This is a genomic window from uncultured Oscillibacter sp. (genome assembly GCF_900544955.1).
Taxonomy (GTDB): domain Bacteria; phylum Bacillota; class Clostridia; order Oscillospirales; family Oscillospiraceae; genus Oscillibacter.
Genome location: NZ_UQXD01000017.1, coordinates 21,071 through 43,226, shown reverse-complemented (window position 1 = coordinate 43,226; position 22,156 = coordinate 21,071). Strand labels below are relative to the sequence as shown.

The window sequence follows — 22,156 nt, the reverse complement described above, 5'->3', positions numbered from 1 at the left end:
AGTACATGAAGGCCATGGAGAAAATCGTGGACATTGAGCGGGCCGCCAGCCGGTTCGCCAAATAAGGAGGAGATACAAATGAAACAATTGGTGAAGGGCAAGATTGCCATGGTTACCGGCGGCGGCGCGGGCATGGGCGCCTGCGACTGCTGGAAATTTGCGGAGGAGGGCGCCGCGGGCATCCTCATCGTGGACCTGAAGGTGGAGGACGCCGAGAAGGTGGCCGGGGAGATCATGGCCAAGTACCCGGACTGCAAGTGCGTCCCCGTGAAGTGCAACGTGGCCAGCGAGGCGGATGTGGACCACTGCTTCGAGGTGCTGGACCGGGAGTTCGGCACCCTGGACATTCTGGTGAACAACGCCGGCGTCACCAACAAGATTCCCTTCGACGAGATGACGCTGGAGCACTGGAACTTCACCTACGGCATCAACATCACCGGCGCGTTTATGTTCGCCCAGCGGGCGCTGCGGATCATGAAGGCCAAGGGCTACGGCCGCATCATCAACATGGCCTCCGTGGCCGGCCACGTGGGCGGCCTCACCTCCGGCGTGGACTACGCCACCACCAAGGGCGCCATGCTGACGCTGACCAAGTCCGTGGCCAAGCAGGGCGCGGCCTTCGGCGTCACCTGCAACAGCGTGGCCCCCGGCAACATCAAAACCGCCATGGAGAAGGTCTTCGGCAGCGACTGGGACCCCATGGCCGTCCCCATGCACCGGCTGGGGGAGCCGGAGGACATCTCCGACGTGGTGCTGTTCCTGGCCTCCGACATGTCCCGGTACATGACCGGCTGCTGCCTCAACGTCAACGGCGGCCTCTTCATGCAGTAAGCGGCGCTCCGCGCAAGAGAAGTCCCGCCCTCTCCGGAGGGCGGGACTTCGGGCTGTTCAAGCGCCTGGGCGCCATTGGGGGGCCGCGGTCCGCTGCGCCCTTGGCCTCCCGCCGATACCGCCGATACACCTGCGGACCGGGCGGGAGGTTCTGCCGCGCATCTGCCGCGGGAGAACCGCACCGGCTCGTCCCGCAGCGCCTCCGGTGTTCCACGGTTCTGCCGCATACCTGCCGCGGCAGAACCGCGCCCAGCGCTCCGGCGGCGAAAGCCCGTAAGACGCGTTTATACCAAAGAAGTCCCGTCCTCCTGGGAGGACGGGACTTTTTCACACGGAAGGGGAATGCCGGGCGTCAGGACTTTTTCATCTGCGCCACCCGGTCGGCGATGTAGGGGGGGACGGCCTCGAAGGGAATGCCCAGGGCGGCGGACAGCTCCCCGTGGAGCAGGCGCTCCGCCTGGCGCATGTAGCGTTCGTCCACCATGCCCAGGCGGCGCTTCTGGGCTTCCGCCTGCTTCTGCTTGGCGTAGATGGACATCACCATCTCAATCAGGTCCTTGCAGTCGTTGCTGCGGACGGCGGTCTGATAGTGCTGGGCCAGCGCCTGCAGGGTGGGGGCCCGGCAGACCTTCGCCTCGACGGTGGGAATCAGGTCGATGAGGGCCTCCGCCTCCTTGGCGGAGATCACCGGGCGCATGGGGACCTTGCTGCTGTCCGCGGGGGTGTAGATCACGCCGTCCTGATGCAGCGGCTTGAGCAGGTAGTACTGCCGGTCCCGGTCCGGGCCGCTCTTGTTCGGCCGGGCAATCTCCTCCACTCTGCAAACGCCGGTGGTACCGTATATCACCAAGTCTCCTGGCTGAAACATGGAAAATCCCTCCTTATAAAAAACACGTGCCTCCCGGCAACCGAACTTCCGTCTGCCAGGATCACACGCTGCACGTATAGTTTACCACAAAATGACCCGAAAAGAAAGGGGAATTTTACGAAAAATCGGCCAAATCCATAAAAAAGACAACCAATTTTCTGTAAAATGGGAAAATGTTTTTCACAAATTTAACAAAAAAATGCCTGCAAATTTCACAGGGAAACCGATATCCTAAGAGGAGGAGCAACGGACGCTTCCAGAGGAGGAGACGGAATGAAGTACGCCATCGTGGACCTGGGGTCCAACACCATCCGCCTTTCGGTGTACCACACCCTGCCCGGCGGGGGATTTGAGCTGCTGTTTTCGGAGAAGGAGATGGCGGGGCTGGTGAACTATATCGAGGGGGGCGCGCTGTCCCCGGCGGGCATCCGGCGGGCCTGCGCCGCCATCCAACACTTTCAGGCGCTGCTGGGCCAGTTTGACATGGGGACCCTCCACGTCTTTGCCACCGCCTCCCTGCGGAACATCCGCAACACCGCGGAGGCCGTGGCGGGCATCCGCCAGGGCACCGGCGTGGAGGTGGAGGTGCTCTCCGGCGATCTGGAGGCGGAGCTGGGTTACTACGGCGCGCTGCGGACCCTGGAGCTGCGGGACGGCGCCCTGTTCGACATCGGCGGCGGCAGCACGGAGATCGTAGAGGTGCGGGAGGGCCGCATCCTCCGGGCCCAGAGCCTGCCCATCGGCTCGCTGAACCTGTTCCGGCGCCATGTGTCCGGCATCTGGCCCAAGCGGCGGGAGCTGGAGGCCATGAAGGACACCGTGGCGGAGGCGCTGGCGGCGGCCAACCTGCCGGAGCGGCGGGCGGAGCGGGTCTGCGGCGTGGGGGGCACCGCCCGGGCGGTGCTGAAAATTGCCAACGCCCGGGGCGGGCGGCCGTGCCTGGAGCGGCGGATGACCCCCGGGGAGCTGCACAAGCTGAAAAAGGTGCTGCTGGCCCGGGACGAGCAGGCGAAGGGCCTGATTCTCAACGCCTGCCCGGATCGCATTCACACCATCCTGCCCGGCATTTTGCTGATGGACGCCGTCTGCGGCGCCCTGTGCGGCGGGGAGCTTTATATCAGCCAAAACGGCGTCAGGGAGGGATACCTTTGCCACCAATTGATCGGGACCTGAGCTATACCCAGGACCGGGAGCTGAGCTGGCTGCAATTCAACCAGCGGGTGCTGGAGGAGGCCGCCGACGAGACGGTGCCGCTGATGGAGCGGCTGCGCTTCCTCTCCATCTTCACCAGCAACCTGGACGAATTCTTCATGGTGCGGGTGGGGAGCCTGCTGGATTTGAACGTGCTGGACCCGGAGACCCGGGACAACAAGGGCGGCCGCACCCCGGGCCAGCAGCTCGCCGCCATCTACGCGGCGGTGGGACCGTTGATCCGCCGCCGGGACGGCATCTACGCCCAGGTCTCCCGGGCCCTGGCAGAGCGGGGTGTGGAGGATGTGCCCTACGAGGCTCTGCGGGGGGCGGAGCGGGAGTATATCCGTGGGTACTACCGGGAGAACATCCGGCCGCTGCTCTCTCCCCAGATCATCGACCCCAGCCACCCCTTCCCCCACCTGAAAAACAAGGCGCTGTACGCGGCGGCGCTGCTGCGGGACGGGGAGCGGCTGCTGCTGGGTATCGTGGGCGTGCCGGAGACGGCCCCGGCGGTGCTGGAGCTGCCGGCCCGGCCCGGCGCCTTCGTGCGGACGGAGACCGTCCTCTCCCACTATCTGCGGAAGATCTTCAAAATCTACGCCGTGGAGGAGCAGGCGGTGGCGGCGGTGACCCGGAACGCGGACATCAGCTTCGACGAGCGCTTCGACGAGGAGGACCTGGACCTGCGCAGCCACATGGCCCGGCTGCTGCGCCAGCGGGACCGGCTGGCGCCGGTGCGGCTGGAGATGCAGGGGGAGGCCCCCCGCCTGCTGGAGCAGCTCCTGCGGCGGCTGAAGCTGGAGGCGGCCCAGAGTTACGTGTCCACCTGCCCGCTGTCCCTGGGGTACGCCTACCAGCTCACGGCGGACCCGGCGCTGTTCTACCCGCCCCACGCCCCTCAGTGGCCGTCCTACCTCCGGCGGGAGACGCCCATGTGGGACCAGGTGCGCCAGCGGGACGTGCTGCTGTTTTACCCCTACCACGCCATGCAGCCCTTTCTGGACCTGCTGAAGGAGGCGGCGGCGGACCCGAAGGTGCTGTCCATCCAGATCACGGTGTACCGCCTGGCCCGGAAGTCCGCCGTGGTGAAGCACCTGTGCGCCGCGGCGGAGAACGGAAAGGCCGTCACGGTGCTGGTGGAGCTGCGGGCCCGGTTTGACGAGCAGAACAACATCACCTGGGCCCGGGAGCTGGAGGAGGCGGGGTGCCGCATCCTGTACGGCCCCACCGGCTACAAGTGCCATGCCAAGCTGTGCCTGCTCACCCGGCGGGAGAAGGGCGGCCTCTCTTACATCACCCAGGTCGGCACCGGAAACTACAACGAGAAGACCGCCGGGCTGTACACGGATTTCTGCCTCATGAGCGCCAGCCCCGCCCTGGCGGCGGACGCGGTGGCCTTTTTCCAGAACATGCTGATCGGGGACCTGCGGGGCAGCTACCAGAAGCTGCTGGTGGCGCCGGTGTCCCTGAAGCAGACGCTGCTGCGCCTGATCGACGGGGAGATCGCCCGGGGGGAGCGGGGCCGCATTCTCATCAAGGCCAACTCCGTCACCGAGCGGGACTTGATCGACAAGCTCTCCCAGGCCTCCCGGGCGGGGGTCCGGGTGGATTTGATCGTCCGGGGCATCTGCTGCCTGGTGCCGGGAATCCCCGGAAAGACGGACCACATCACCGTCACCAGCCTGGTGGGGCGGTTTTTGGAGCACTCCCGCATCTACTGCTTCGGCGAGGGGGCGCTGCGGCAGGTGTACCTCTCCTCCGCGGATATCATGACCCGCAACCAGGAGCGGCGGGTGGAGGTGGCCTGTCCGGTGGAGAGCCGGGAGCTGAAGGACTTTTTGTGGGCGTATCTGGAGCGAATCCTGGCGGACAATGTGAAGGCCCGGCGGCTGCTGCCGGACGGGAGCTACGTCCCCGTGGGCGGCGGCGCGCCGCCGCTGTCCGCCCAGCAGTACGATCTGGAGCACCCGCCCCGCCTGGCCCCCTCGGAGGAGAAGCGGCCCGCCGGCTGGCTGCGCCGCCTGCTGGGCCGGGGGTGAGGCGGCGGGGGGAGGCGGGCGGCCGCCTCCCCCTAAAAAAGTGAAAATTCCCACTTGACAAAACGGAGCGGGTCCTGTATGGTAATAGGCAACAACAAAAAACCAACAAATACGATGACAGGGAAAAAGTCTCCCCAGGACGCTTCAGAGAGTTGCCGGGCGCTGCGAGGCAATGCAGAGCGGAGAGATGTACTGGCCCTTGAGTATTCCCGCTGAGACGTGCGTTTAGGCGGGGACGGAGTTCCTCACCGTTACCAAAGAGGCGGGATTCGTCCGGCGGGGCCGGGCTGATGCCGGAAGCGGGCATGGAGACATGCCAACAAGAGTGGTACCGCGGAAGCTGAGCTTTCGTCTCTTCAATGGAGGAGACGGGGGCTTTTTTTGTTGCCCGAAACGGGAAAATACGAGCAGGAGGAGCCATGATTATGAAGCGCATCAAAATTTTCGACACCACTTTGCGGGACGGGGAGCAGTCCCCCGGATGCAGCATGAACCTCTCGGAGAAGATCGAGATGGCCCGGCAGCTGGAAAAGCTGGGCGTGGACGTCATCGAGGCGGGCTTTGCCATCGCCTCCCCCATGGACCACAAGAGCGTGAAAACCATCGCCGCCGCCGTGTCCGCGTGCACGGTGGCCAGCCTGGCCCGGTGCACCAAGGGCGACATCGACGCCGCCTGGGACGCGGTGAAGGAGGCCAAACACCCCCGCATCCACGTGTTCCTCGCCACCAGCGACATCCACATGGAGTATAAGCTGAAGATGACCCGGGAGCAGGTGCTCCAGCGGATCAGCGACATGGTGGCCTACGCCAAGGGCTTCTGCGACGACGTGGAGTTCTCCGCCGAGGACGCCTCCCGCTCCGACCCCGCCTTCCTGGCCCAGTGCTACACCAACGCCGTGGCCGCCGGGGCCACCACACTGAACGTCCCCGACACCGTGGGCTACTCCACCCCCCAGGAGATGGCGGACCTCATCGCCTACCTGCGGGCGCATGTGGAGGGCATTGAGAAGACCGACATCTCCGTGCACTGCCACAATGACCTGGGCATGGCGGTGGCCAATACCCTGGCCTGCATCCGGGCCGGCGCCACCCAGGTGGAGTGCACCGTCAACGGCATCGGCGAGCGGGCGGGCAACGCCAGCCTGGAGGAGATCGTCATGGCCATCCACACCCGGCGGGACTTCTACGACGCGGAGACCGGCATCAACACCCGGCAGATTTACCGCTCCAGCAAGCTCCTCAGCAACATCACCGGCGTGCCCATCCCCCCCAGCAAGGCCGTGGTGGGGGCCAACGCCTTCGCCCACGAGTCCGGCATCCACCAGCACGGCGTCATCTCCAACGCCCAGACCTATGAGATCATGAACTCCACCGACGTGGGCATCCCCCAGAACACCATGGTCCTGGGCAAGCACTCCGGCAAGCACGCCCTGCGTGAGAAGCTGGTCTCTATGGGCTACGAGCTCTCCGACGAGGAGCTGGAGAGCGTGTTCACCCGGTTCAAGGACCTGGCGGACAAGAAGAAGAACATCACCGGCAGCGACATCGAGGCCCTGGTCCTCCACCGCCGCAACGCCGCCGTGGGCGCCTGCGAGCTGATGAGCCACGTGGTGAACACCGGCCACGGCGTGCCCAACACCTCCTACATCCGCCTCAAGCGGGGGGAGGACGTGCTGGAGGAGGTGGCCATCGGCACCGGCCCCCTGGACGCCTCCTTCCAGGCCATCAACCGGATGCTAGGGCTGGAGGACGTCCGGCTGGACAGCTTCAGCCTCAACGCCGTCACCGACGGCGAGGACGCCGTGGGCGAGGCCGTGGTGAAGCTGGAGGCCAAGGGCGGCGCCGTCTACACCGGCACCGGCCTTTCCACCGACATCATCGAGTCCTCCATCCGGGCCTATGTAAACGGCATCAACAAGATGATGGAAGCCGCCGACTGAGAAGGAGAGAAGAACAATGGGAATGACCATGACGCAGAAAATCCTGGCCCGCCACGCGGGGGTGGACAGCGTCCGTCCGGGACAGCTGATCCAGGCCCGGCTGGACTTGGTGCTGGGCAACGACATCACCACCCCGGTGGCCATCAACGAGTTTGAGGCCGCGGGCTTTGACCAGGTGTTTGACAAGAGCCGCATCGCCCTGGTGATGGACCATTTCACCCCCAACAAGGACATCAAGGCCGCCACCCAATGCAAACAGTGCCGCACCTTCGCCCGGCGGTTTGACATCGACCATTTCTACGACACCGGCGCCGTGGGCATTGAGCACGCCCTGCTGCCGGAGCAGGGCCTGGTGGCCCCCGGCGAGGCGGTAATCGGCGCCGACTCCCACACCTGCACCTACGGCGCCCTGGGCGCCTTCTCCACCGGCGTGGGCTCCACGGACATGGGCGCCGCCATGGCGGCGGGGGAGACCTGGTTCAAGGTGCCCTCCGCCATCCGGGTGCACCTCACCGGAAAGCCCGGCCCCTACGTCTCCGGCAAGGACGTGATTTTGACCCTCATCGGCATGATCGGCGTGGACGGCGCCAGATACCAGTCCCTGGAGTTCACCGGCCCCGGCGTTGGAGCCCTCTCCATCTACGACCGGCTGACCATCTGCAACATGGCCATCGAGGCCGGCGCCAAGAACGGCATCTTCCCGGTGGACGACGTGACGCGGGCCTATGTGGAGGGCCGGGTGAACCGGCCCTGGACCGCCTACGAGGCGGATGAGGACGCGGAGTACGAGCGCACCGTGGAGCTGGATCTGGGGAAGGTGGACTGCACCGTGGCCTGGCCCCACCTGCCGGAGAACGCCCGCAGCGCCCGGGAGGGCGGAGACGTGGCCATCGACCAGATCGTGATCGGCTCCTGCACCAACGGCCAGCTTCCCGACATGGCCGCCGCCGCCGCGATTTTGAAGGGGCGGCATCTGGCCCCCGGCGTCCGGGGCATCGTCATCCCCGCCACCCAGGAGGTCTACCGGGCCTGCATGCGCCAGGGGTACACCGACATCTTCCTGGATGCGGGCTGCATCGTCTCCACCCCTACCTGCGGCCCCTGCCTGGGCGGCCACATGGGCTGCCTCGCCGCCGGAGAGCGCTGCGTCTCCACCACCAACCGCAACTTCGTGGGCCGCATGGGCCACGTGGAAAGCGAGGTCTACCTGGCCTCCCCCGCCGTTGCCGCCGCCTCCGGCGTGGCCGGCCACATCTGCCATCCTGAGGAGGTATAAAGCTGATGAATGCACACGGAACCGTCCATAAATACGGAGACCACGTGGATACCGACGTCATCATCCCCGCCCGGTATCTGGCCAGCCAAAACCACAAGGAGCTGGCCGCCCACTGCATGGAGGACATCGACAAGTCCTTCGTCCAGAAGGTGAAGGAGGGGGACATTCTGGTGGCCGGGGTGAACTTCGGCTGCGGCTCCTCCCGGGAGCACGCCCCCATCGCCATCCAGGCCAGCGGCATCGGCTGCGTCATCGCCGCCAACTTCGCCCGCATCTTCTACCGCAACGCCATCAACATCGGCCTGGCCATTTTGGAGTGCCCCGCCGCCAGCCGGGGCATTGACGACGGCGACGAGGTGGCGGTGGACTTCGATACCGGGGTCATCACCAACGTCACCAAGGGGGAGACCTACCAGGCGGAGCCCTTCCCCCCCTTCATCAAGGAGATGATCGCAAAGGGCGGGCTGATGGCCTCCCTGAAGGCAAAGGGGGCGGCCCAGTGAACAAGCACATTGCGGTAATCCGGGGCGACGGCATCGGCCCTGAGATTGTGGAGCAGGCCGTCCGGGTGCTGGACGCCGTGGCCGCCAAATTCGGCCATACCTTCACCTACCAGGAGGCGCCCATGGGCGGCGGCGCCATCGACGCCTTCGGCGTGCCCCTGCCGGAGAGCAGCCTGGCGGCCTGCCTGGCCGCCGACAGCGTGCTGCTGGGCGCCGTGGGCGGCCCCAAGTGGGACAGCCAGCCCTCCGCCAACCGGCCGGAGCGGGGCCTTTTGCAGCTCCGCAGCGCCATGGGGCTCTACACCAACGTCCGGCCCGCCCGGATGTTCTCCGACCTGGCCGCCGCCTGCCCCCTCCGGGCGGACATCTCCGCCCGGGGCATCGACTTTGTGGTGGTCCGGGAGCTGATCGGCGGGGTATACTTCGGCGAGCACACCACCCGGGAGGCGGACGGCGAGCAGCGGGCCACCGACATCATGGCCTATTCCGAGCATGAGGTCCGCCGGGTGGCCCACGTGGCCTTCCAGATGGCCCGCAAGCGGCGGGGCCGGGTCACCTCCGTGGATAAGGCCAACGTGCTGGATACCTCCCGCCTGTGGCGGCGGGTGGTGACGGAGGTGGCGGCGGAGTATCCCGACGTGGAGCTGCTGCACATGTACGTGGACAATGCCGCCATGCAGATTGTCCGGGACCCCAGCCAGTTCGACGTCATCGTGACGGAGAACCTCTTTGGCGATATCCTCTCCGACGAGGCCAGCCAGATCACCGGCTCCATCGGCATGATCCCCTCCTCCAGCATGGGGGAGGGCACCCGGGGACTGTACGAGCCCATCCACGGCTCCGCCCCGGACATCGCCGGGCAGAACAGGGCCAACCCCATCGGCACCATTCTGGCGGCGGCCATGATGCTGCGCTACAGCTTCGACATGGCGGCGGAGGCCAACGCCGTGGAAGCCGCCGTGGACGCCGCGCTGCAGGCGGGGTGCCGCTGCGGCGACATCCTGCAAAGCGGCGGGACGCCGCTGGGCTGCCGGGAGATGGGCAGCGAGATCTGCCGGCGCATCTGATCGAAACGGGGCGCCCCGGAGCCATGGGCTTCGGGGCGCTTTTCCGCGCCCGGAGGCGGGGCGGTTTGCGAAAAGGCGGGCAGGCGGAGAAGAATTGCAAGCAGAACTTCCGAAATAACCATTGCAAAAACCAAAGATCTGTGGGATGCTGAGAGGCAAAGGAGTGGACGCCAGATATGAGCAGATTGGAAGTCAAAACCCCCGGCCAGGCCCAGGCTGTGGTGGAGCAGCTATACCGGAATATGGAGCGGCGGATCGCCGGCAGCCCGCCGGGGCTGTGCCCGGTGGACATGGCGCTGAATTTTCTGAATCTGTGCCAGGCCCAGACCTGCGGCAAGTGCGTGCCCTGCCGCATCGGGCTGACGCAGCTGTCCAACATGATCCGGGAGGTGCTGGACGGGGAGCCCGCCATCGGCATCCTGGGGCGCATCGAGAGCACCGCCCAGGTCATTGTGGACACGGCGGACTGCGCCATCGGCATCGACGCGGCCACCCTGGTGCTGATGGGGCTCAAGGGGTTCCGGGACGACTACGAGGAGCACATCCTCCACCACCGGTGCCTGGGCTCGCTGCGCAACCCGGTGCCCTGCGTGGCGCTGTGCCCCGCGGGGGTGGACATCCCCGGCTACATCTCCCTGGTGAACGAGGGCCGCTGCGCCGACGCGGTGCGCCTCATCCGCAAGGACAACCCCTTCCCCACGGCCTGCGCCTACATCTGCGAGCACCCCTGCGAGGCCCGCTGCCGCCGGAACATGGTGGACGACGCGGTGAACATCCGGGGGCTGAAGCGCTACGCGGCGGACCACGCCGGGGAGGTGCCCCAGCCCCGGCGGGCGAGCGCCACCGGCAAGTCCGTGGCCATCATCGGCGGCGGCCCCGGCGGCCTCTCCGCCGCCTACTACCTGGCCCTGATGGGCCACCGAGTCACCATCTACGAAAAGCAGAAGCAGTTGGGGGGCATGATGCGCTACGGCATCCCCAGCTATCGCTTGCCTCGGAAGCTGATGGAGGCGGAGATCGACTCCATTCTCTCCGTGGGCATTCAGGTGCGCACCGGCGTGGACGTGGGCACCGACGTCACCTTCGACGAGCTGAAGGCGGAGTACGACTGCCTGTACCTGTCCATCGGCGCCCACACCGACAAGAAGACCGGCATCGAGGGGGAGGACAGCTACGGCGTGGTGTCCGCAGTGGAGCTGCTGCGCCACATCGGCGACGACGAGATGCCCAACTTCACCGGCCAGAAGGTGGTGGTCATCGGCGGCGGCAACGTGGCCATGGACGTCACCCGCAGCGCCCTGCGCCTGGGGGCGGAGAAGGTCACCTGCGTCTACCGCCGCCGCCAGGAGGACATGACCGCCCAGCGGGAGGAGGTGGAGGGCGCCATCGCCGAGGGCGCGGAGATTCTGACCCTCCAGGCGCCGCTGCGGATCGAGGCCAACGGCGACGGCCACGTGGCCGCCCTGTGGACCCAGCCCCAGATCATCGGGGAGATCGACCGGCAGGGCCGCCCCCGGCCGGCCACCGCCGCGGTGGAGCCCCGGCGCATCCCGGCGGACACCATCATCGTGGCCATCGGCCAGGGCATCGAGTCCCACGGCTTTGAGCAGAGCGGCATCAAAATCCAGCGGGGCGGCGCCCTGCTGGCGGACGCCAGCACCCGCCTGCCGGACATGGAGGGGGTCTTTGCCGGGGGCGACTGCGTCACCGGCCCCGCCACGGTGATCCGGGCCATCGCCGCCGGAAAGGCGGCCGCCGCCAACATCGACGAGGCCCTGGGCTTCCACCACGAGATCGAGGTGGACGTGAAGCTGCCCATGCCCCGCTGCACGGACCTGCGGCCCCGGGGCCGGGTCAACGCCACGGAGCGGGACGCCTGCGAGCGGAAGGAGGACTTCCTGTGCATCGAGTGCGGCATGACCTGGGAGGAGGCCCGGCAGGAGTCCTCCCGCTGTCTGCGGTGCGACCACTTCGGCTACGGAAACTTTAAGGGAGGACGCGTGGAAAGATGGTGACATTCAAAATCAACGACCGGGAGCTCTCCGCCGCCAAGGGCACCACCATCCTCAGGGCCGCCGGACAGGCGGGCATCCCCATTCCCCACCTGTGCTTTTTGAAGGACATCAACGAGATTGCCGCCTGCCGCATGTGCGTGGTGGAGGTGGAGGGCACCAACCGGCTGGTCCCTGCCTGCAACACCGCCGTGCTGGACGGCATGGTGATCCACACCAACTCCCCCCGGGTCCGGCAGGCCCGGAAGACCAATCTGCGCCTGATCCTCTCCCAGCACAGCTCCAACTGCACCGTCTGCGTCCGCAGCGGAAACTGCGAGCTGCAGCGGCTGTCCCACGACCTGAACATCCACTTCCAGCCCTACGAGGTCCAACTGGAGCGGTCCCACGTGGACCTGGAGGCCCCGGTGGTCCGGGAGGCCAGCAAGTGCATCAAGTGCATGCGCTGCGTCCAAATCTGCGACAAGGTCCAGGGCATGCACATCTGGGACGTGGCGGGCACCGGCTCCCGTACCACGGTGGACGTGAGCTACAACCGCGCGCTGAAAAACACCGCCTGCACCTTCTGCGGCCAGTGCGTCACCCACTGCCCCACCGGCGCCCTGACGGTCCGGGACGACACCAACCGGGTGCTGCGGGCCCTGGCGGATCCGGAGATCACCACCGTGGTCCAGGTGGCCCCGGCGGTGCGGGTGGCCTGGGCGGAGGCCTTCGGCCTGGGGCCCAAACAGGCCACCACCGGCCGCATGGTGGCGGCGCTGAAGCGGATCGGCTTTGACTACGTGTTCGACACCAACTTCGCCGCGGATCTGACCATCATGGAGGAGGGCAGCGAGTTTTTGGAGCGGTTCACCCACCGGGGCAAGTACCGCTGGCCCATGTTCACCAGCTGCTGCCCCGGCTGGGTCCGGTTTGTGAAGACTCAGTTCCCCGCCTACACGGAAAACCTCTCCACCGCCAAGTCCCCCCAGCAGATGTTCGGCGCGGTGGCCAAGAGCTACTTTGCCGAGGTGAAGGGCATCAGCCCCCGGAAGATGTGCGTGGTGTCCATCATGCCCTGCTCCGCCAAGAAGGCGGAGCGGGAGCTGCCCACCATGCGCAACGCCTTCGGCGACCCGGACGTGGACGTGGTGCTGACCACCCGGGAGATGTGCCGGCTGTTCCGCAGCGACTGCGTGGTGCCTGCCGACCTGGAGGAGGCGGCGTTCGACAGCCCCCTGGGCAGCGGCAGCGGCGCGGCGGCGGTCTTCGGTACCACCGGCGGCGTCATGGACGCGGCGCTGCGCAGCGCCTACGCCCTGGCCACGGGGGAGAACCCCGACGCCGACGCCTTTTCCCAGGTCCGGGGCGGCAAGCCCTGGAAGGAGGCGGTCTTCCCCATCCCCGGCCTTGGAGAGGTGCGGGTGGCGGTGGCCAGCGGCCTGGGCAGCGCCCGGAAGCTGATGGAGGCCGTGGACAGCGGCCGGGCGGACTACGACTTCGTGGAGATTATGGCCTGTCCCGGCGGCTGCGCCGGCGGCGGCGGACAGCCCATCCGGGACGGCGCGGAGCTGGCGGCGGCCCGGGGGAGCCGCCTGTGGAAGCTGGACGCCGGGGCGGCGGTTCGCTTCTCCCATGAAAACCCCGACATCCAGGCCCTGTACCGGACCTTCCTGAAAAAGCCCCTGGGGGAGAAATCCCACCACCTCCTGCACACGGACCACGGCGCCTGGTCCGCCGGCGGGGAGGCGTAAGACGCAAAAACGAGGCCCCCTTCCATTCGGAAGGGGGCCTCGTTTGCCTGTCAGAAGGACAGCAGGATGCCGATGACGGCGGCGCTGGCGATGTAGACGATGGGATGGAGCTTGAACTTCTTGACGGCGACGAAGGCCAGGGCGAAGAAGATCAGCTTCTTGAAATTGAAGATGTCCAGCAGGACGCCGCTTTGCCGGTACAGGTCGAAGTGGAACATGGACACCTGCACCACGCTGAGGCCCGCGGCGGCGATGAGGCCGGTGACGGCGGGGCGCAGCCCATAGAAGGCGGCGTCCACCAGCTTGCTGCCCCGGAACCGCTCCAGGGACTTGGACACCAGGACCACGATGATGATGGAGGGCAGAATCTCGCCCATGGTGGCCACCACGCCGCCGAAGAAGCCCGCCACGTTGCAGCCCACGTAGGTGGCCATGTTGATGCCGATGGGGCCGGGGGTGGACTCGGAGATGGCGATCATGTCCGTAATGAGGGCCTGGGAGTACCAGCCGGTGGATTCCGCCAGATCCTGGAGGAAGGGCAGGGTGGCCATGCCGCCGCCCACGGCGAAGAGGCCGATTTTCAGAAATTCCCAAAAGAGCTGTAAGTAGATCATTTCCCGTCACCCTCCTTTGCCCTACGGGCGGAAATCCGCTTGGCGCCGATGCCCAGCAGGGCGCAGGCGATGACCAGCAGAATGGGGGAGAAGTCGGTGAACACGCTGAGCGCCAGCATCGCCAGGCACAGCACGATGCCGAAGGCGTCCTTCACGCCCTTTTTCCACATGCTGATGACCGCGTCCAGAATCAGCGCCGCCACGCAGACGGAGATGCCCGCCAGGGCGTGCTGGACATAGGGGTTGTCCTGGAAGCTGGAGAGGAAAAACGCGATGACGGAGATGATGATGATGCAGGGGGACACCATGCCCAGCGCGGCGGCCACGGCGCCGGGGACGCCCCGCCGCCGGTAGCCGATGAACACGGAGACGTTGATGGCGATGATGCCGGGCAGGCCCTGGCTCAGGGCGTAGTAGTCCATGATGGACTCCTCGTCCATCCACTGGTGGTTTTGGATGATCTCACGCCGCAAAATGGGCAGCATGGCGTAGCCGCCGCCGAAGGTCACGGCGCCCATGCGGAAAAACAGCGTGTACAGGATCAGTAAATCGTGCAGCATTTCGGCCCTTCTTTCTCTCGGTTTGACGACAGTGCGCCGCGCACCGATCGGTGCGCGGCCGCAGTCGCGTTATGATGATAGCACACTTCTCACCAGGCTGCAATAGTGCCGTCGGCCCGGGGCTCTGTGCCGCCCACCAGCGTGCCCTCTCCGGTGCGCCAGATGATCTGGCCCCGGCCCATGCCCAGGTTGGTGTTGACGACCTCCACCTGGTGGCCCATCTCGGACAGCTTCTGGGCCACGTGGGCGGGGACCTCCCGCTCCAGCTGGACCTTTTTCTCCCCCACCCACTGGAACCGGGGGGCGTCCAGGCACTCCTGGGGGTTCATGTGGTAGTCCACGGTGTTCACCACCACCTGGACGTGGCCCTGGGGCTGCATGAAGCCGCCCATGACGCCGAAGGGGCCCACCGCCTGGCCGTCCTTGCAGAGGAAGCCGGGGATGATGGTGTGGTAGGCCTTCTTGCCCCCCTCCAGATAGTTGTCGCTCTCCGGGTCCAGGGAGAAGTTGGCCCCCCGGTCCTGGATGGTGATGCCGGTGCCGGGCACGGCGATGCCGGAGCCGAAGCGGTTGTAGTTGCTCTGGATGAAGGAGACCATGTTGCCCTCGCCGTCGGCGGTGCAGAAGTACACCGTGCCGCCGCAGGCGGGGTCCCCGGCCTCGGGATACACGGCCCGGTCGGTGATGAGGGCCCGGCGCACGTCGGCATACCGCTGGGAGAGCATGTCGGAGACCTTGGTGCGCATGTAGCGGGGGTCCGCCACAAACTTCTTGGTGTCCACAAAGGCCAGCTTGGTGGCCTCGATCATCTTGTGGTAGGCCCCGGCGGTCTCCCGGCTGTCGCCCAGGTCCAGGCCCTGGAGCATGTTCAGGGCCATCAGGGCGGTGATGCCGTGGCCGTTGGGGGGCATTTCAAAGACGTCGTAGCCCTTGTAGTTGACGGAGATGGGGTCCACCCACCGGGCGTGGTAGTCCGCAAAGTCGCGCTCGGCGAAAAAGCCGCCAGTCTGGTTGGAGAAGTCCACGATCTTGCGCATGATCTCCCCCCGGTAATAGCTCTCGCAGTCGCTCTCCGCCAGGGATTCCAGGGTGGCGGCGTAGTCGGGGCTGCGGAAGACGTCGCCGGGGCCGTAGGTCCGGCCGTCCTTGGTGAAGTAGTCCATCCAGGGGCCGTAGACCGCCGGCTCCTCCTTTGCAGCGGCGGAGAAGCGGGCCACGTCCCCCGTCCACTGCTTGTAGACGTTCACGGGGATACAGAAGCCCTCCCGGGCGTACCGGATGGCGGGGGCCATTAGCTCCGCCAGGGACTTGGTGCCGAAGCGGCGCCGCAGCTCCGCCCAGGCGCTGGGGGCGCCGGGGACCATGGTGGACATCCAGCCGTTCATGGGGACTGCGGAGAAGCCGGCGGCCTTCACCTTCTCGGCGGAGAGGGCCATGGGGGCCACGCCGGAGCCGTCCAGGCCGAAGAGGCGGCCCTCCCGGGCGCTCCACACCAGGGCGAAGCAGTCGCTGCCCAGGCCGTTGCCGGTGGGCTCCACCAGGGGCAGCGTGACGGCCATGGCGATGGCGGCGTCCATGGCGTTGCCGCCGGCCTTCAGGGCGTCCAGGCCCACCTGGGAGGCGATGGGGGAGGAGGAGCAGGCCATGCCCCTGCGGGCATAGACGATGTTGCGGTGGGAGGGATAGGCGTATTTCAGAGGATCAAACTGAGGCATGGGGAGAACCTTCCTTTCGCGTTTCAGTTGCGGCCCGGAGCGGACTCTGGGCCGGGGGAGGCCTGCGGCGGCGGTGCCGCCGCGGGGCGCGGATGGCGGGGAGGCCCCTCAGGCCCCCATGAGTTTCGCCAGGAAGCTGGCGATGAACACCGACAGGATGGTGACGGAGGTGAAGCCGGAGATGACGTAGGCCGTCTGAATCTTGTTGGAAACGGCGTCCCGCTCCTCCGGGGTCTGGGCCACGGCGTTGGTGATCTCGGCGGCGATGAGCTCCGTGCCGGGATAGCCGATCAGCTGGCACATGGCGATGCCGATGGAGAGGCCCTTGCTGCCCACGATCTTCCAGGCGGGGGTCAGGTAGAAGACGACGAAGGTGAAGAGCAGGACGAAGGCGAAGATCACCAGGGCCTTGAAGCCGATGACGGGCAGCTGGGCCCAGTCCACCTTGGCCAGGGAGGGGATGATGGTGCACAGGGAGAGGAAGGAGAAGAAGCCGTTGGCCTTGGCGTAGTCCCGCAGCATGTTGGAGGGTACCAGACCGGTGTTGCGGCAGGCGATGCCCAGCACCATGCACCAGATGGAGGTGTTGACCCAGCCCTGGCACAGCGTGCCCAGGACGGAGGCCAGCAGCATCATGCCGGCGGCCACGGCCAGGCAGATGAAGGTGGTGTAGTACTTCTTGTACTTCTCCCAGAAGCAGGGCTTCTTCTCCGCGTCGGCGGTGTGGGAGAGCTCATTGTACCAGCTGTAGCCGGGGTCGGCGGCGTGCTTGCTGCGCAGGTCCTCCACAAGCTGCTTGGCCACGCTCAGGCCGCAGTTGGAGGCGGGCAGGGTGCCCACAAACTTTTGCACGGCGTAGACGAAGGTGGCCAGGGCGGCGGCGGTGTCCAGACCCAGCTCGCCGCAGGCGGCCACCATGGTGTTGGTGGCCACGATGCCGCCGTTGACCACGGGGGCGGCGGCCAGGGCGAACTCCTGGCCGATGAGGGGGATGGCCACCACGCAGCCCAGAATGGCGGCGGCCATGCCCACGGTGGCGCAGACCACGGTTCGCCACTCCCGCTTCAGGGCGTTGATGTCCACGGACGTGCCCATGTTGAACAGCAGGAAATACATGCCGATGTTGGCCACGGCGGAGAAGCCGGAGATCTCCATGATGTTGGCCGGGTAGACCCCGGTGATGAACAGGACCAGGAAGCCCATCATGATGACGAACATCGACGAGATCTTGGCCTTGGTGAGGGCCCCCACCAAATCTCCCAGGAAAAAGATCAGCAGTACGGCGAATACCGCCTGATATACATTCATTTCCATTGTTGCGTTACCTCCTAAATGTTATGACACACAGATCTTATAAAGACACGCAGCCCGCTGCGTAGGTCTCAATGAGGGCCGCCGCCAGGCGGCCGGAGAGGAAGAAGTCCTCCAGCACCAGTTGCTCCTCCCGGGTGTGGTTTTTGGTGTAGCCGGTGGCCACGCCCACGCAGGTCATCCCCCGGGCGTTGAAGATGTTGGCGTCCATGCCGCCGCCGCCCACCTCGATGCGGCAGGGGAGATCCAGCGCCCGGCAGGCCGCCCGGGCGATTTCCAGGGCGGGGTCCTCCAGGGGGATCAGGAAGGGGCGGAAGCTCTCCTCCTTGATCAGCTTCCACCCGGCGCCGTGGGCCTCCGCCACGGCGCGGCAGTGGTCCTCGAAGTAGGCCACGTATGCCTCCAGCCGCCGGGCGTCCCGGCTGCGGGCCTCCCCCTGGAAGGAGGCGGCGTCGCAGACCACGTTGCTGGCGGTGGAGCCGGTGCGCAGGATGGGGAAGTTGGCGGTGCTCACCTCGTCCAGCCGCCCCTGGCGCAGGGTGGAGAGCATGTCGCACAGGGTTTTGGCGGCGTCGATGCCCTTCTCCGGCTCGTTGCCCGCGTGGGCGGGGCGGCCGGTGATCTCCCCGCCCAGCCGGTAGTGGCCCGGGGCGCCATGGACAAAGCGGCCCACGGGGCCGGGGGAGTCGAACATATAGCCCAGGCGGGCGCGGAGCCGGGTCATGTCCATGGCCTTGGCGCCGTGCAGGCCGCTCTCTTCGCCCACGGTGAACAGCACCTCCAGCCGCGGCAGGGGCCTGCCCGCCTGGAGAACCTGGCGCACGCCCTCCAAAATGGCGCACACGCCGGAGATGTCGTCGGCGGCCAGAATGGTGGTGCCGTCGGAGTACAAAACCCCGTCCCGCTCCACCGGGCGGATGCCCAGGCCGCCCGGCACCCGGTCCATGTGAGAGCAGAGGAGCAGGGCGCCCTCCAGCTCTCCCTCCCGGACGCCCAGGACGTTGCCGCAGGACCCGCCGAAGGTCTCCCCGGCGCTGTCGGTGGTCACAGTGAAGCCCAGGGCCGCCAGCTTGCGGTGCAGCAGGCGGGCGACGGCGGTTTCTTCACCGGAAGCGGAGTCGGTGGTGAGTAATTCCAACAGCTCCGCATACATGGTTTCGTTGCTCATAAATGTCGCCTCCAGGGGGTTTTCCGGGAAAAACCGGAAAATATATGATTTAAAGTACCATTTGCAAAGAGTCCTTAATAGGTGTAAAATAGTGTCCGAAATATTTCGCAGTGTCTTTAATGGAAAAAGGAGGCGGCAGACCATGAAAATCGGCGTCATCGGGCCGGAGACCACGGCGGCGGTGATCCGCCAGGTGGCGGAGGAGGAGCTGCCGGACGTGCAGCTGGTGCTGCGTTGCTCGGCGTTTTTCGAGGAGTCCGCCGCCATTGCGGAGGCCTTTCAAAACGAGCGGGAGGTGGACGCCCTGCTCTTCACCGGCCCCACCAACTACGCCTACGCCCGCAAGCGGCTGACCCCCACCATCCCCTGGAACCACCTGCCCCACAACCGGACCTCCGCCTTTCAAGCCCTGTTTGAGGCGGCGGTGGTCCACCACAGCGACCTGCGGGCCATCAGTGTGGACCGCTATGAAGTGGAGCTTTTGCGGGAGGTGCTGGAGGGGAGCGGCCTCCGGGGGACGGAGATTCTCCGGGCGCCCTACGACGAGGAGACCTACGACTTTGAGCGAAAGCTCCTGGAGTTCCACCGGGCCTGCTACCGGGAGGGGCGGGTCTCCGTGTGCATCACCAGCATGGAGCACATCCACGAACCCCTGCTGGCGGAGGGCATCCCCTGTATCCGGGTGTATCCGGCCAAGGAGGTGGTGAAGGAGCAGATTTACCACCTCCAGCTGCTGAACCTCTCCGCCGCCGAAAACCGGGGCCGCCTGGCCATCATCGCCATCCACTTCGACTACGTGTTCGACGACGAGCGGGACCTGGTGCTCCGGGAGTGGGAGAAGATGCGGTACCAAAATGCGTTCAAAGAGCGCATCTACACCATCGCCCAGCGTCTGGAGGCGGCGGTGTTCGACGCTGGCGTGGACCACTTTTTCATCGTCACCACCCGGCGGATGCTGGAAAACGCGTTTTTGAAAAACCACGAGCACGCCAAGCTCCTCCAGTTCGGCCGCCGGGCCCCCCAGTACCAGGTGTGGCTGGGCATCGGCATCGGCAACACCCTGCTGGAGACCAAGTCCCGGGCGGCCATGGCCCTGAACCACGCCATCGCAGACCGCTCCGGCGCATCCTATCTGGTGGAGAGCGAGCAGGCCATCTCCGGACTGCCGGCGTCCTGGGACGGGGAGAACACCGCGGCCTACGGCCTCCAGCGCCTGGCCCGGGAGACCGGGCTCAGTGCCGCCACGCTGCGGAAGCTGGCCGCCGCCCTGGACAGGGACGGCGGGGCCGTCACCTCCGAACAGCTCTCCCGCCGCCTGCACATCACCCCCCGCAGCGTCAACCGCCTGGTATCCCGGCTGGAGGAGGCGGGCTGCGTCACCACCGTGGGCAAGCAGACCGCCGGAAAGGGCCGTCCCGCCCGGGTCATGCGGATCACGCTGCCGGACGAGGCTGGCCTCACCGGGCCGAAAAATAAGGAGTGAACGCGTGTAAGATTTCCTTGCACATTCGTTGGCCCTGTGCTATATTGAAAGGGAAAAGAGCACGCCCCGCGCCAGGATTCCAGGCGGTTTGCGGGGAAGGAGGAGGCCGTGGCGGCGGAAGCGGGCAGTTTTGGGTGGTCACGTGTTTACTCCGCCTCTGAACACTCTAAAAAAGGAAGGATGTTTTACAGTGGGAGTTGCGATTTCTCTGGAGGGCAAGAACGCCATCGTCACCGGCGGCGGCGGCGGGATGGGGCGCTGCACGGCCCTGATGCTGGCGGAGGCCGGCGCGAACGTGATGGTGTCCGACATGGACGGCGAGGCCGCCGCGGCGGTGGCCGCCGAGATTGCGGAGCGGTACGGTGTCAAGGCGGTTTCCAACAAGTGCAACGTGACAGTGAAGGCGGAGATCGACGCCATGGTGGCGGCGGCGGTGGAGGCCTTCGGCCGCATCGACATCCTGAACCATGTGGCCGGCGTCTTCGGCGCGGTGGACTTCCTGGAGGCCACGGAGGAGGACTACGACAAGCAGCTGAACATCAACACCAAGGGCACCTTCTTCGTCAACCAGGCGGTGCTGAAGGTGATGCTGCCCAACAAGGCGGGCAAGATTGTGAACATGTGCTCCCAGTCCGGCAAGTACGGCTTCCCCACCAACGTGGCCTACACCACCTCCAAGTTCGGCGTCACCGGCATGACCCAGGCCATCGCCCAGTACGCCGCCCCCTTCAACATCAATGTCAACTGCGTGTGTCCCGGCATTGTGCGGACCAACATCTGGGAGCGGGCCCTGGAGGACATCCGCCGTCAGGGCGGCGATCCGGAGGCGTATTTCGCCTCCCGGCTGGAGAACATTCCCCTGAAGCGGGCCCAGACCATGGAGGACATCGCCCACATGTTTGTCTACCTGTCCTCCGACTTTGCCGACAACATGACCGGCCAGGCCATCAACATCACCGGCGGCCGTGTGATGCACTGAAAATCAGAGAGGAGATCGAACAATGACGAGCAGCGAGATCATGAACCAGTTCTCCCTGGAGGGAAAGACCGCCCTGGTGACGGGCGCGTGCTACGGCATCGGCTTTGCCATCGCCACGGCCCTTCACGCCGCCGGGGCGAAGGTGGCCTTCTGCGCCACCAGCGAGGCGTCTGTGGAAAAGGCCCTGGCCGCCTACGCGGCGGAGGGCATCACCGACGTCAAGGGCTTTGCCAGCGACGTGACGGATGAGGAGAAGGCCCAGGAGCTGGTGGCCACTGTTGAGAGGGAAGTGGCGCCGGTGGACATCCTGGTGAACAACGCCGGCATCATCAAGCGCATCCCCATGTGCGAGATGAAGGTGGAGGACTTCCGCCGGGTGGTGGACGTGGACCTGGTGGCTCCCTACATCATGGCCAAGGCCGTGCTGCCCGGCATGATCCAGCGGGGACACGGCAAGATCATCAACGTCTGCTCCGTCCTCAGCGAGCTGGGGAGAGAGACCGTGTCCGCCTACGCGGCGGCCAAGGGCGGGCTGAAGCTGCTGACCCGGAACATCTGCTCCGAGTTCGGCGGCCAGAACATCCAGTGCAACGGCATCGGCCCCGGGTACATCGCCACCCAGCAGACCGCCCCCCTGCGGGAGCGGCAGGCGGACGGCAGCCGCCATCCCTTCGACCAGTTCATCGTGGGCCGGACCCCCGCCGGCCGCTGGGGCCTGGCGGAGGATCTGATGGGTCCCGCCATCTTCCTGGCCTCCGATGCGTCCAACTTCGTCAACGGCCACGTGCTGTACGTGGACGGCGGCGTGCTGGCCTACATCGGCAAGCAGCCCTGAATGTGAGAGAAAAGGCCGCCCTCCTGCG

General features: G+C 66.3%; 18 protein-coding genes and 1 other annotated feature. Of the genes, 12 read left to right on the top strand and 6 right to left on the bottom strand.

Translation table 11 applies throughout. The features are described from left to right. Positions 1-78 precede the first annotated feature (78 nt). Complete coding sequence (locus QZS21_RS05880) at positions 79-831, top strand: SDR family NAD(P)-dependent oxidoreductase (RefSeq protein ID WP_295581272.1); 753 nt, start codon at positions 79-81, stop codon at positions 829-831. A 352-nt stretch (positions 832-1,183) separates the two neighbouring features. Here the strand turns inward: QZS21_RS05880 and QZS21_RS05875 are convergent, their stop codons facing one another. Then, positions 1,184-1,699, bottom strand: coding sequence for a CarD family transcriptional regulator (locus tag QZS21_RS05875; protein WP_295581270.1), 516 nt, complete (start codon positions 1,697-1,699; stop codon positions 1,184-1,186). Between the two features lie 273 nt (positions 1,700-1,972). Between QZS21_RS05875 and QZS21_RS05870 the strand changes: the two genes are divergently transcribed. The 8 genes from QZS21_RS05870 (at position 1,973) to QZS21_RS05835 (ending at position 13,463) form a co-directional block, all read left to right on the top strand. Next, a complete protein-coding gene (locus QZS21_RS05870) occupies positions 1,973-2,872 on the top strand; it encodes a phosphatase (protein WP_295581268.1) in 900 nt (299 codons plus the stop codon). Then, positions 2,848-4,932: a polyphosphate kinase 1 gene (ppk1, locus tag QZS21_RS05865; RefSeq protein ID WP_295581266.1), complete on the top strand. Its 2,085-nt coding sequence runs from the start codon at positions 2,848-2,850 to the stop codon at positions 4,930-4,932. The genes QZS21_RS05870 and ppk1 overlap by 25 nt, the downstream gene beginning before the upstream one ends. Before the next feature lie 105 nt (positions 4,933-5,037). Beyond that, positions 5,038-5,291, top strand: a binding site (T-box leader). Between the two features lie 63 nt (positions 5,292-5,354). Further along, positions 5,355-6,872: a 2-isopropylmalate synthase gene (locus QZS21_RS05860; RefSeq protein ID WP_295581274.1), complete on the top strand. Its 1,518-nt coding sequence runs from the start codon at positions 5,355-5,357 to the stop codon at positions 6,870-6,872. Positions 6,873-6,888: 16 nt separating this feature from the next. Then, positions 6,889-8,148, top strand: coding sequence for a 3-isopropylmalate dehydratase large subunit (gene leuC, locus QZS21_RS05855; RefSeq protein WP_295581264.1), 1,260 nt, complete (start codon positions 6,889-6,891; stop codon positions 8,146-8,148). Positions 8,149-8,153: 5 nt separating this feature from the next. Then, entirely contained in the window at positions 8,154-8,651 is a 498-nt protein-coding gene (leuD, locus tag QZS21_RS05850; RefSeq protein ID WP_295581262.1) for a 3-isopropylmalate dehydratase small subunit, read from the top strand. Next, positions 8,648-9,718 carry a 3-isopropylmalate dehydrogenase gene (gene leuB / locus QZS21_RS05845; RefSeq protein WP_295581259.1) on the top strand — a complete coding sequence of 357 codons (1,071 nt, stop codon included), beginning with the start codon at positions 8,648-8,650 and terminating at the stop codon, positions 9,716-9,718. Before leuD ends, leuB begins: the two co-directional genes overlap by 4 nt. Before the next feature lie 176 nt (positions 9,719-9,894). Then, positions 9,895-11,733, top strand: a complete 1,839-nt coding sequence (locus QZS21_RS05840; RefSeq protein ID WP_295581257.1) for an NAD(P)-binding protein — start codon at positions 9,895-9,897, stop codon at positions 11,731-11,733. Next, positions 11,727-13,463, top strand: a complete 1,737-nt coding sequence (locus tag QZS21_RS05835; protein WP_295581255.1) for a [FeFe] hydrogenase, group A — start codon at positions 11,727-11,729, stop codon at positions 13,461-13,463. The genes QZS21_RS05840 and QZS21_RS05835 overlap by 7 nt, the downstream gene beginning before the upstream one ends. Before the next feature lie 50 nt (positions 13,464-13,513). Here the strand turns inward: QZS21_RS05835 and QZS21_RS05830 are convergent, their stop codons facing one another. From QZS21_RS05830 to QZS21_RS05810, 5 genes are all read right to left on the bottom strand, one after another. After that, a complete protein-coding gene (locus QZS21_RS05830) occupies positions 13,514-14,077 on the bottom strand; it encodes a chromate transporter (RefSeq protein WP_295581253.1) in 564 nt (187 codons plus the stop codon). Continuing rightward, a complete protein-coding gene (locus QZS21_RS05825) occupies positions 14,074-14,637 on the bottom strand; it encodes a chromate transporter (protein WP_295581251.1) in 564 nt (187 codons plus the stop codon). Before QZS21_RS05825 ends, QZS21_RS05830 begins: the two co-directional genes overlap by 4 nt. 89 nt (positions 14,638-14,726) lie before the next feature. Next, the gene (locus QZS21_RS05820) at positions 14,727-16,352 is read right to left on the bottom strand and encodes a gamma-glutamyltransferase family protein (protein ID WP_295581249.1); all 1,626 of its coding nucleotides are present in this window, start codon (positions 16,350-16,352) and stop codon (positions 14,727-14,729) included. A gap of 108 nt (positions 16,353-16,460) precedes the next feature. Then, a complete protein-coding gene (locus QZS21_RS05815; protein WP_295581247.1) occupies positions 16,461-17,666 on the bottom strand; it encodes a hypothetical protein in 1,206 nt (401 codons plus the stop codon). A gap of 37 nt (positions 17,667-17,703) precedes the next feature. Continuing rightward, positions 17,704-18,831, bottom strand: a complete 1,128-nt coding sequence (locus QZS21_RS05810; protein ID WP_295581245.1) for a M20/M25/M40 family metallo-hydrolase — start codon at positions 18,829-18,831, stop codon at positions 17,704-17,706. Between the two features lie 142 nt (positions 18,832-18,973). Here QZS21_RS05810 and QZS21_RS05805 point away from each other — a divergent pair, with 142 nt between their 5' ends. The 3 genes from QZS21_RS05805 (at position 18,974) to QZS21_RS05795 (ending at position 22,128) form a co-directional block, all read left to right on the top strand. Beyond that, entirely contained in the window at positions 18,974-20,314 is a 1,341-nt protein-coding gene (locus tag QZS21_RS05805; RefSeq protein ID WP_295581242.1) for a helix-turn-helix domain-containing protein, read from the top strand. A 190-nt stretch (positions 20,315-20,504) separates the two neighbouring features. Beyond that, positions 20,505-21,293 (top strand): SDR family NAD(P)-dependent oxidoreductase, encoded by a 789-nt coding sequence (locus tag QZS21_RS05800; RefSeq protein ID WP_295581240.1) that lies wholly within the window; start codon positions 20,505-20,507, stop codon positions 21,291-21,293. 22 nt (positions 21,294-21,315) lie between these two features. After that, positions 21,316-22,128 (top strand): gluconate 5-dehydrogenase, encoded by an 813-nt coding sequence (locus QZS21_RS05795; protein ID WP_295581238.1) that lies wholly within the window; start codon positions 21,316-21,318, stop codon positions 22,126-22,128. Positions 22,129-22,156: the final 28 nt, after the last annotated feature.

Coding starts and splice junctions, on each gene's coding strand:
- leuC (WP_295581264.1), top strand. CDS start 6,889: ATGGGAATGACCATGACGCAGAAAATCCTGGCCCGCCACGCGGGGGTG.
- QZS21_RS05805 (WP_295581242.1), top strand. CDS start 18,974: ATGAAAATCGGCGTCATCGGGCCGGAGACCACGGCGGCGGTGATCCGC.
- QZS21_RS05815 (WP_295581247.1), bottom strand. CDS start 17,666: ATGGAAATGAATGTATATCAGGCGGTATTCGCCGTACTGCTGATCTTT.
- leuD (WP_295581262.1), top strand. CDS start 8,154: ATGAATGCACACGGAACCGTCCATAAATACGGAGACCACGTGGATACC.
- QZS21_RS05810 (WP_295581245.1), bottom strand. CDS start 18,831: ATGAGCAACGAAACCATGTATGCGGAGCTGTTGGAATTACTCACCACC.
- QZS21_RS05825 (WP_295581251.1), bottom strand. CDS start 14,637: ATGCTGCACGATTTACTGATCCTGTACACGCTGTTTTTCCGCATGGGC.
- QZS21_RS05835 (WP_295581255.1), top strand. CDS start 11,727: ATGGTGACATTCAAAATCAACGACCGGGAGCTCTCCGCCGCCAAGGGC.
- QZS21_RS05820 (WP_295581249.1), bottom strand. CDS start 16,352: ATGCCTCAGTTTGATCCTCTGAAATACGCCTATCCCTCCCACCGCAAC.
- QZS21_RS05840 (WP_295581257.1), top strand. CDS start 9,895: ATGAGCAGATTGGAAGTCAAAACCCCCGGCCAGGCCCAGGCTGTGGTG.
- QZS21_RS05830 (WP_295581253.1), bottom strand. CDS start 14,077: ATGATCTACTTACAGCTCTTTTGGGAATTTCTGAAAATCGGCCTCTTC.
- QZS21_RS05795 (WP_295581238.1), top strand. CDS start 21,316: ATGACGAGCAGCGAGATCATGAACCAGTTCTCCCTGGAGGGAAAGACC.
- QZS21_RS05870 (WP_295581268.1), top strand. CDS start 1,973: ATGAAGTACGCCATCGTGGACCTGGGGTCCAACACCATCCGCCTTTCG.
- QZS21_RS05875 (WP_295581270.1), bottom strand. CDS start 1,699: ATGTTTCAGCCAGGAGACTTGGTGATATACGGTACCACCGGCGTTTGC.
- QZS21_RS05880 (WP_295581272.1), top strand. CDS start 79: ATGAAACAATTGGTGAAGGGCAAGATTGCCATGGTTACCGGCGGCGGC.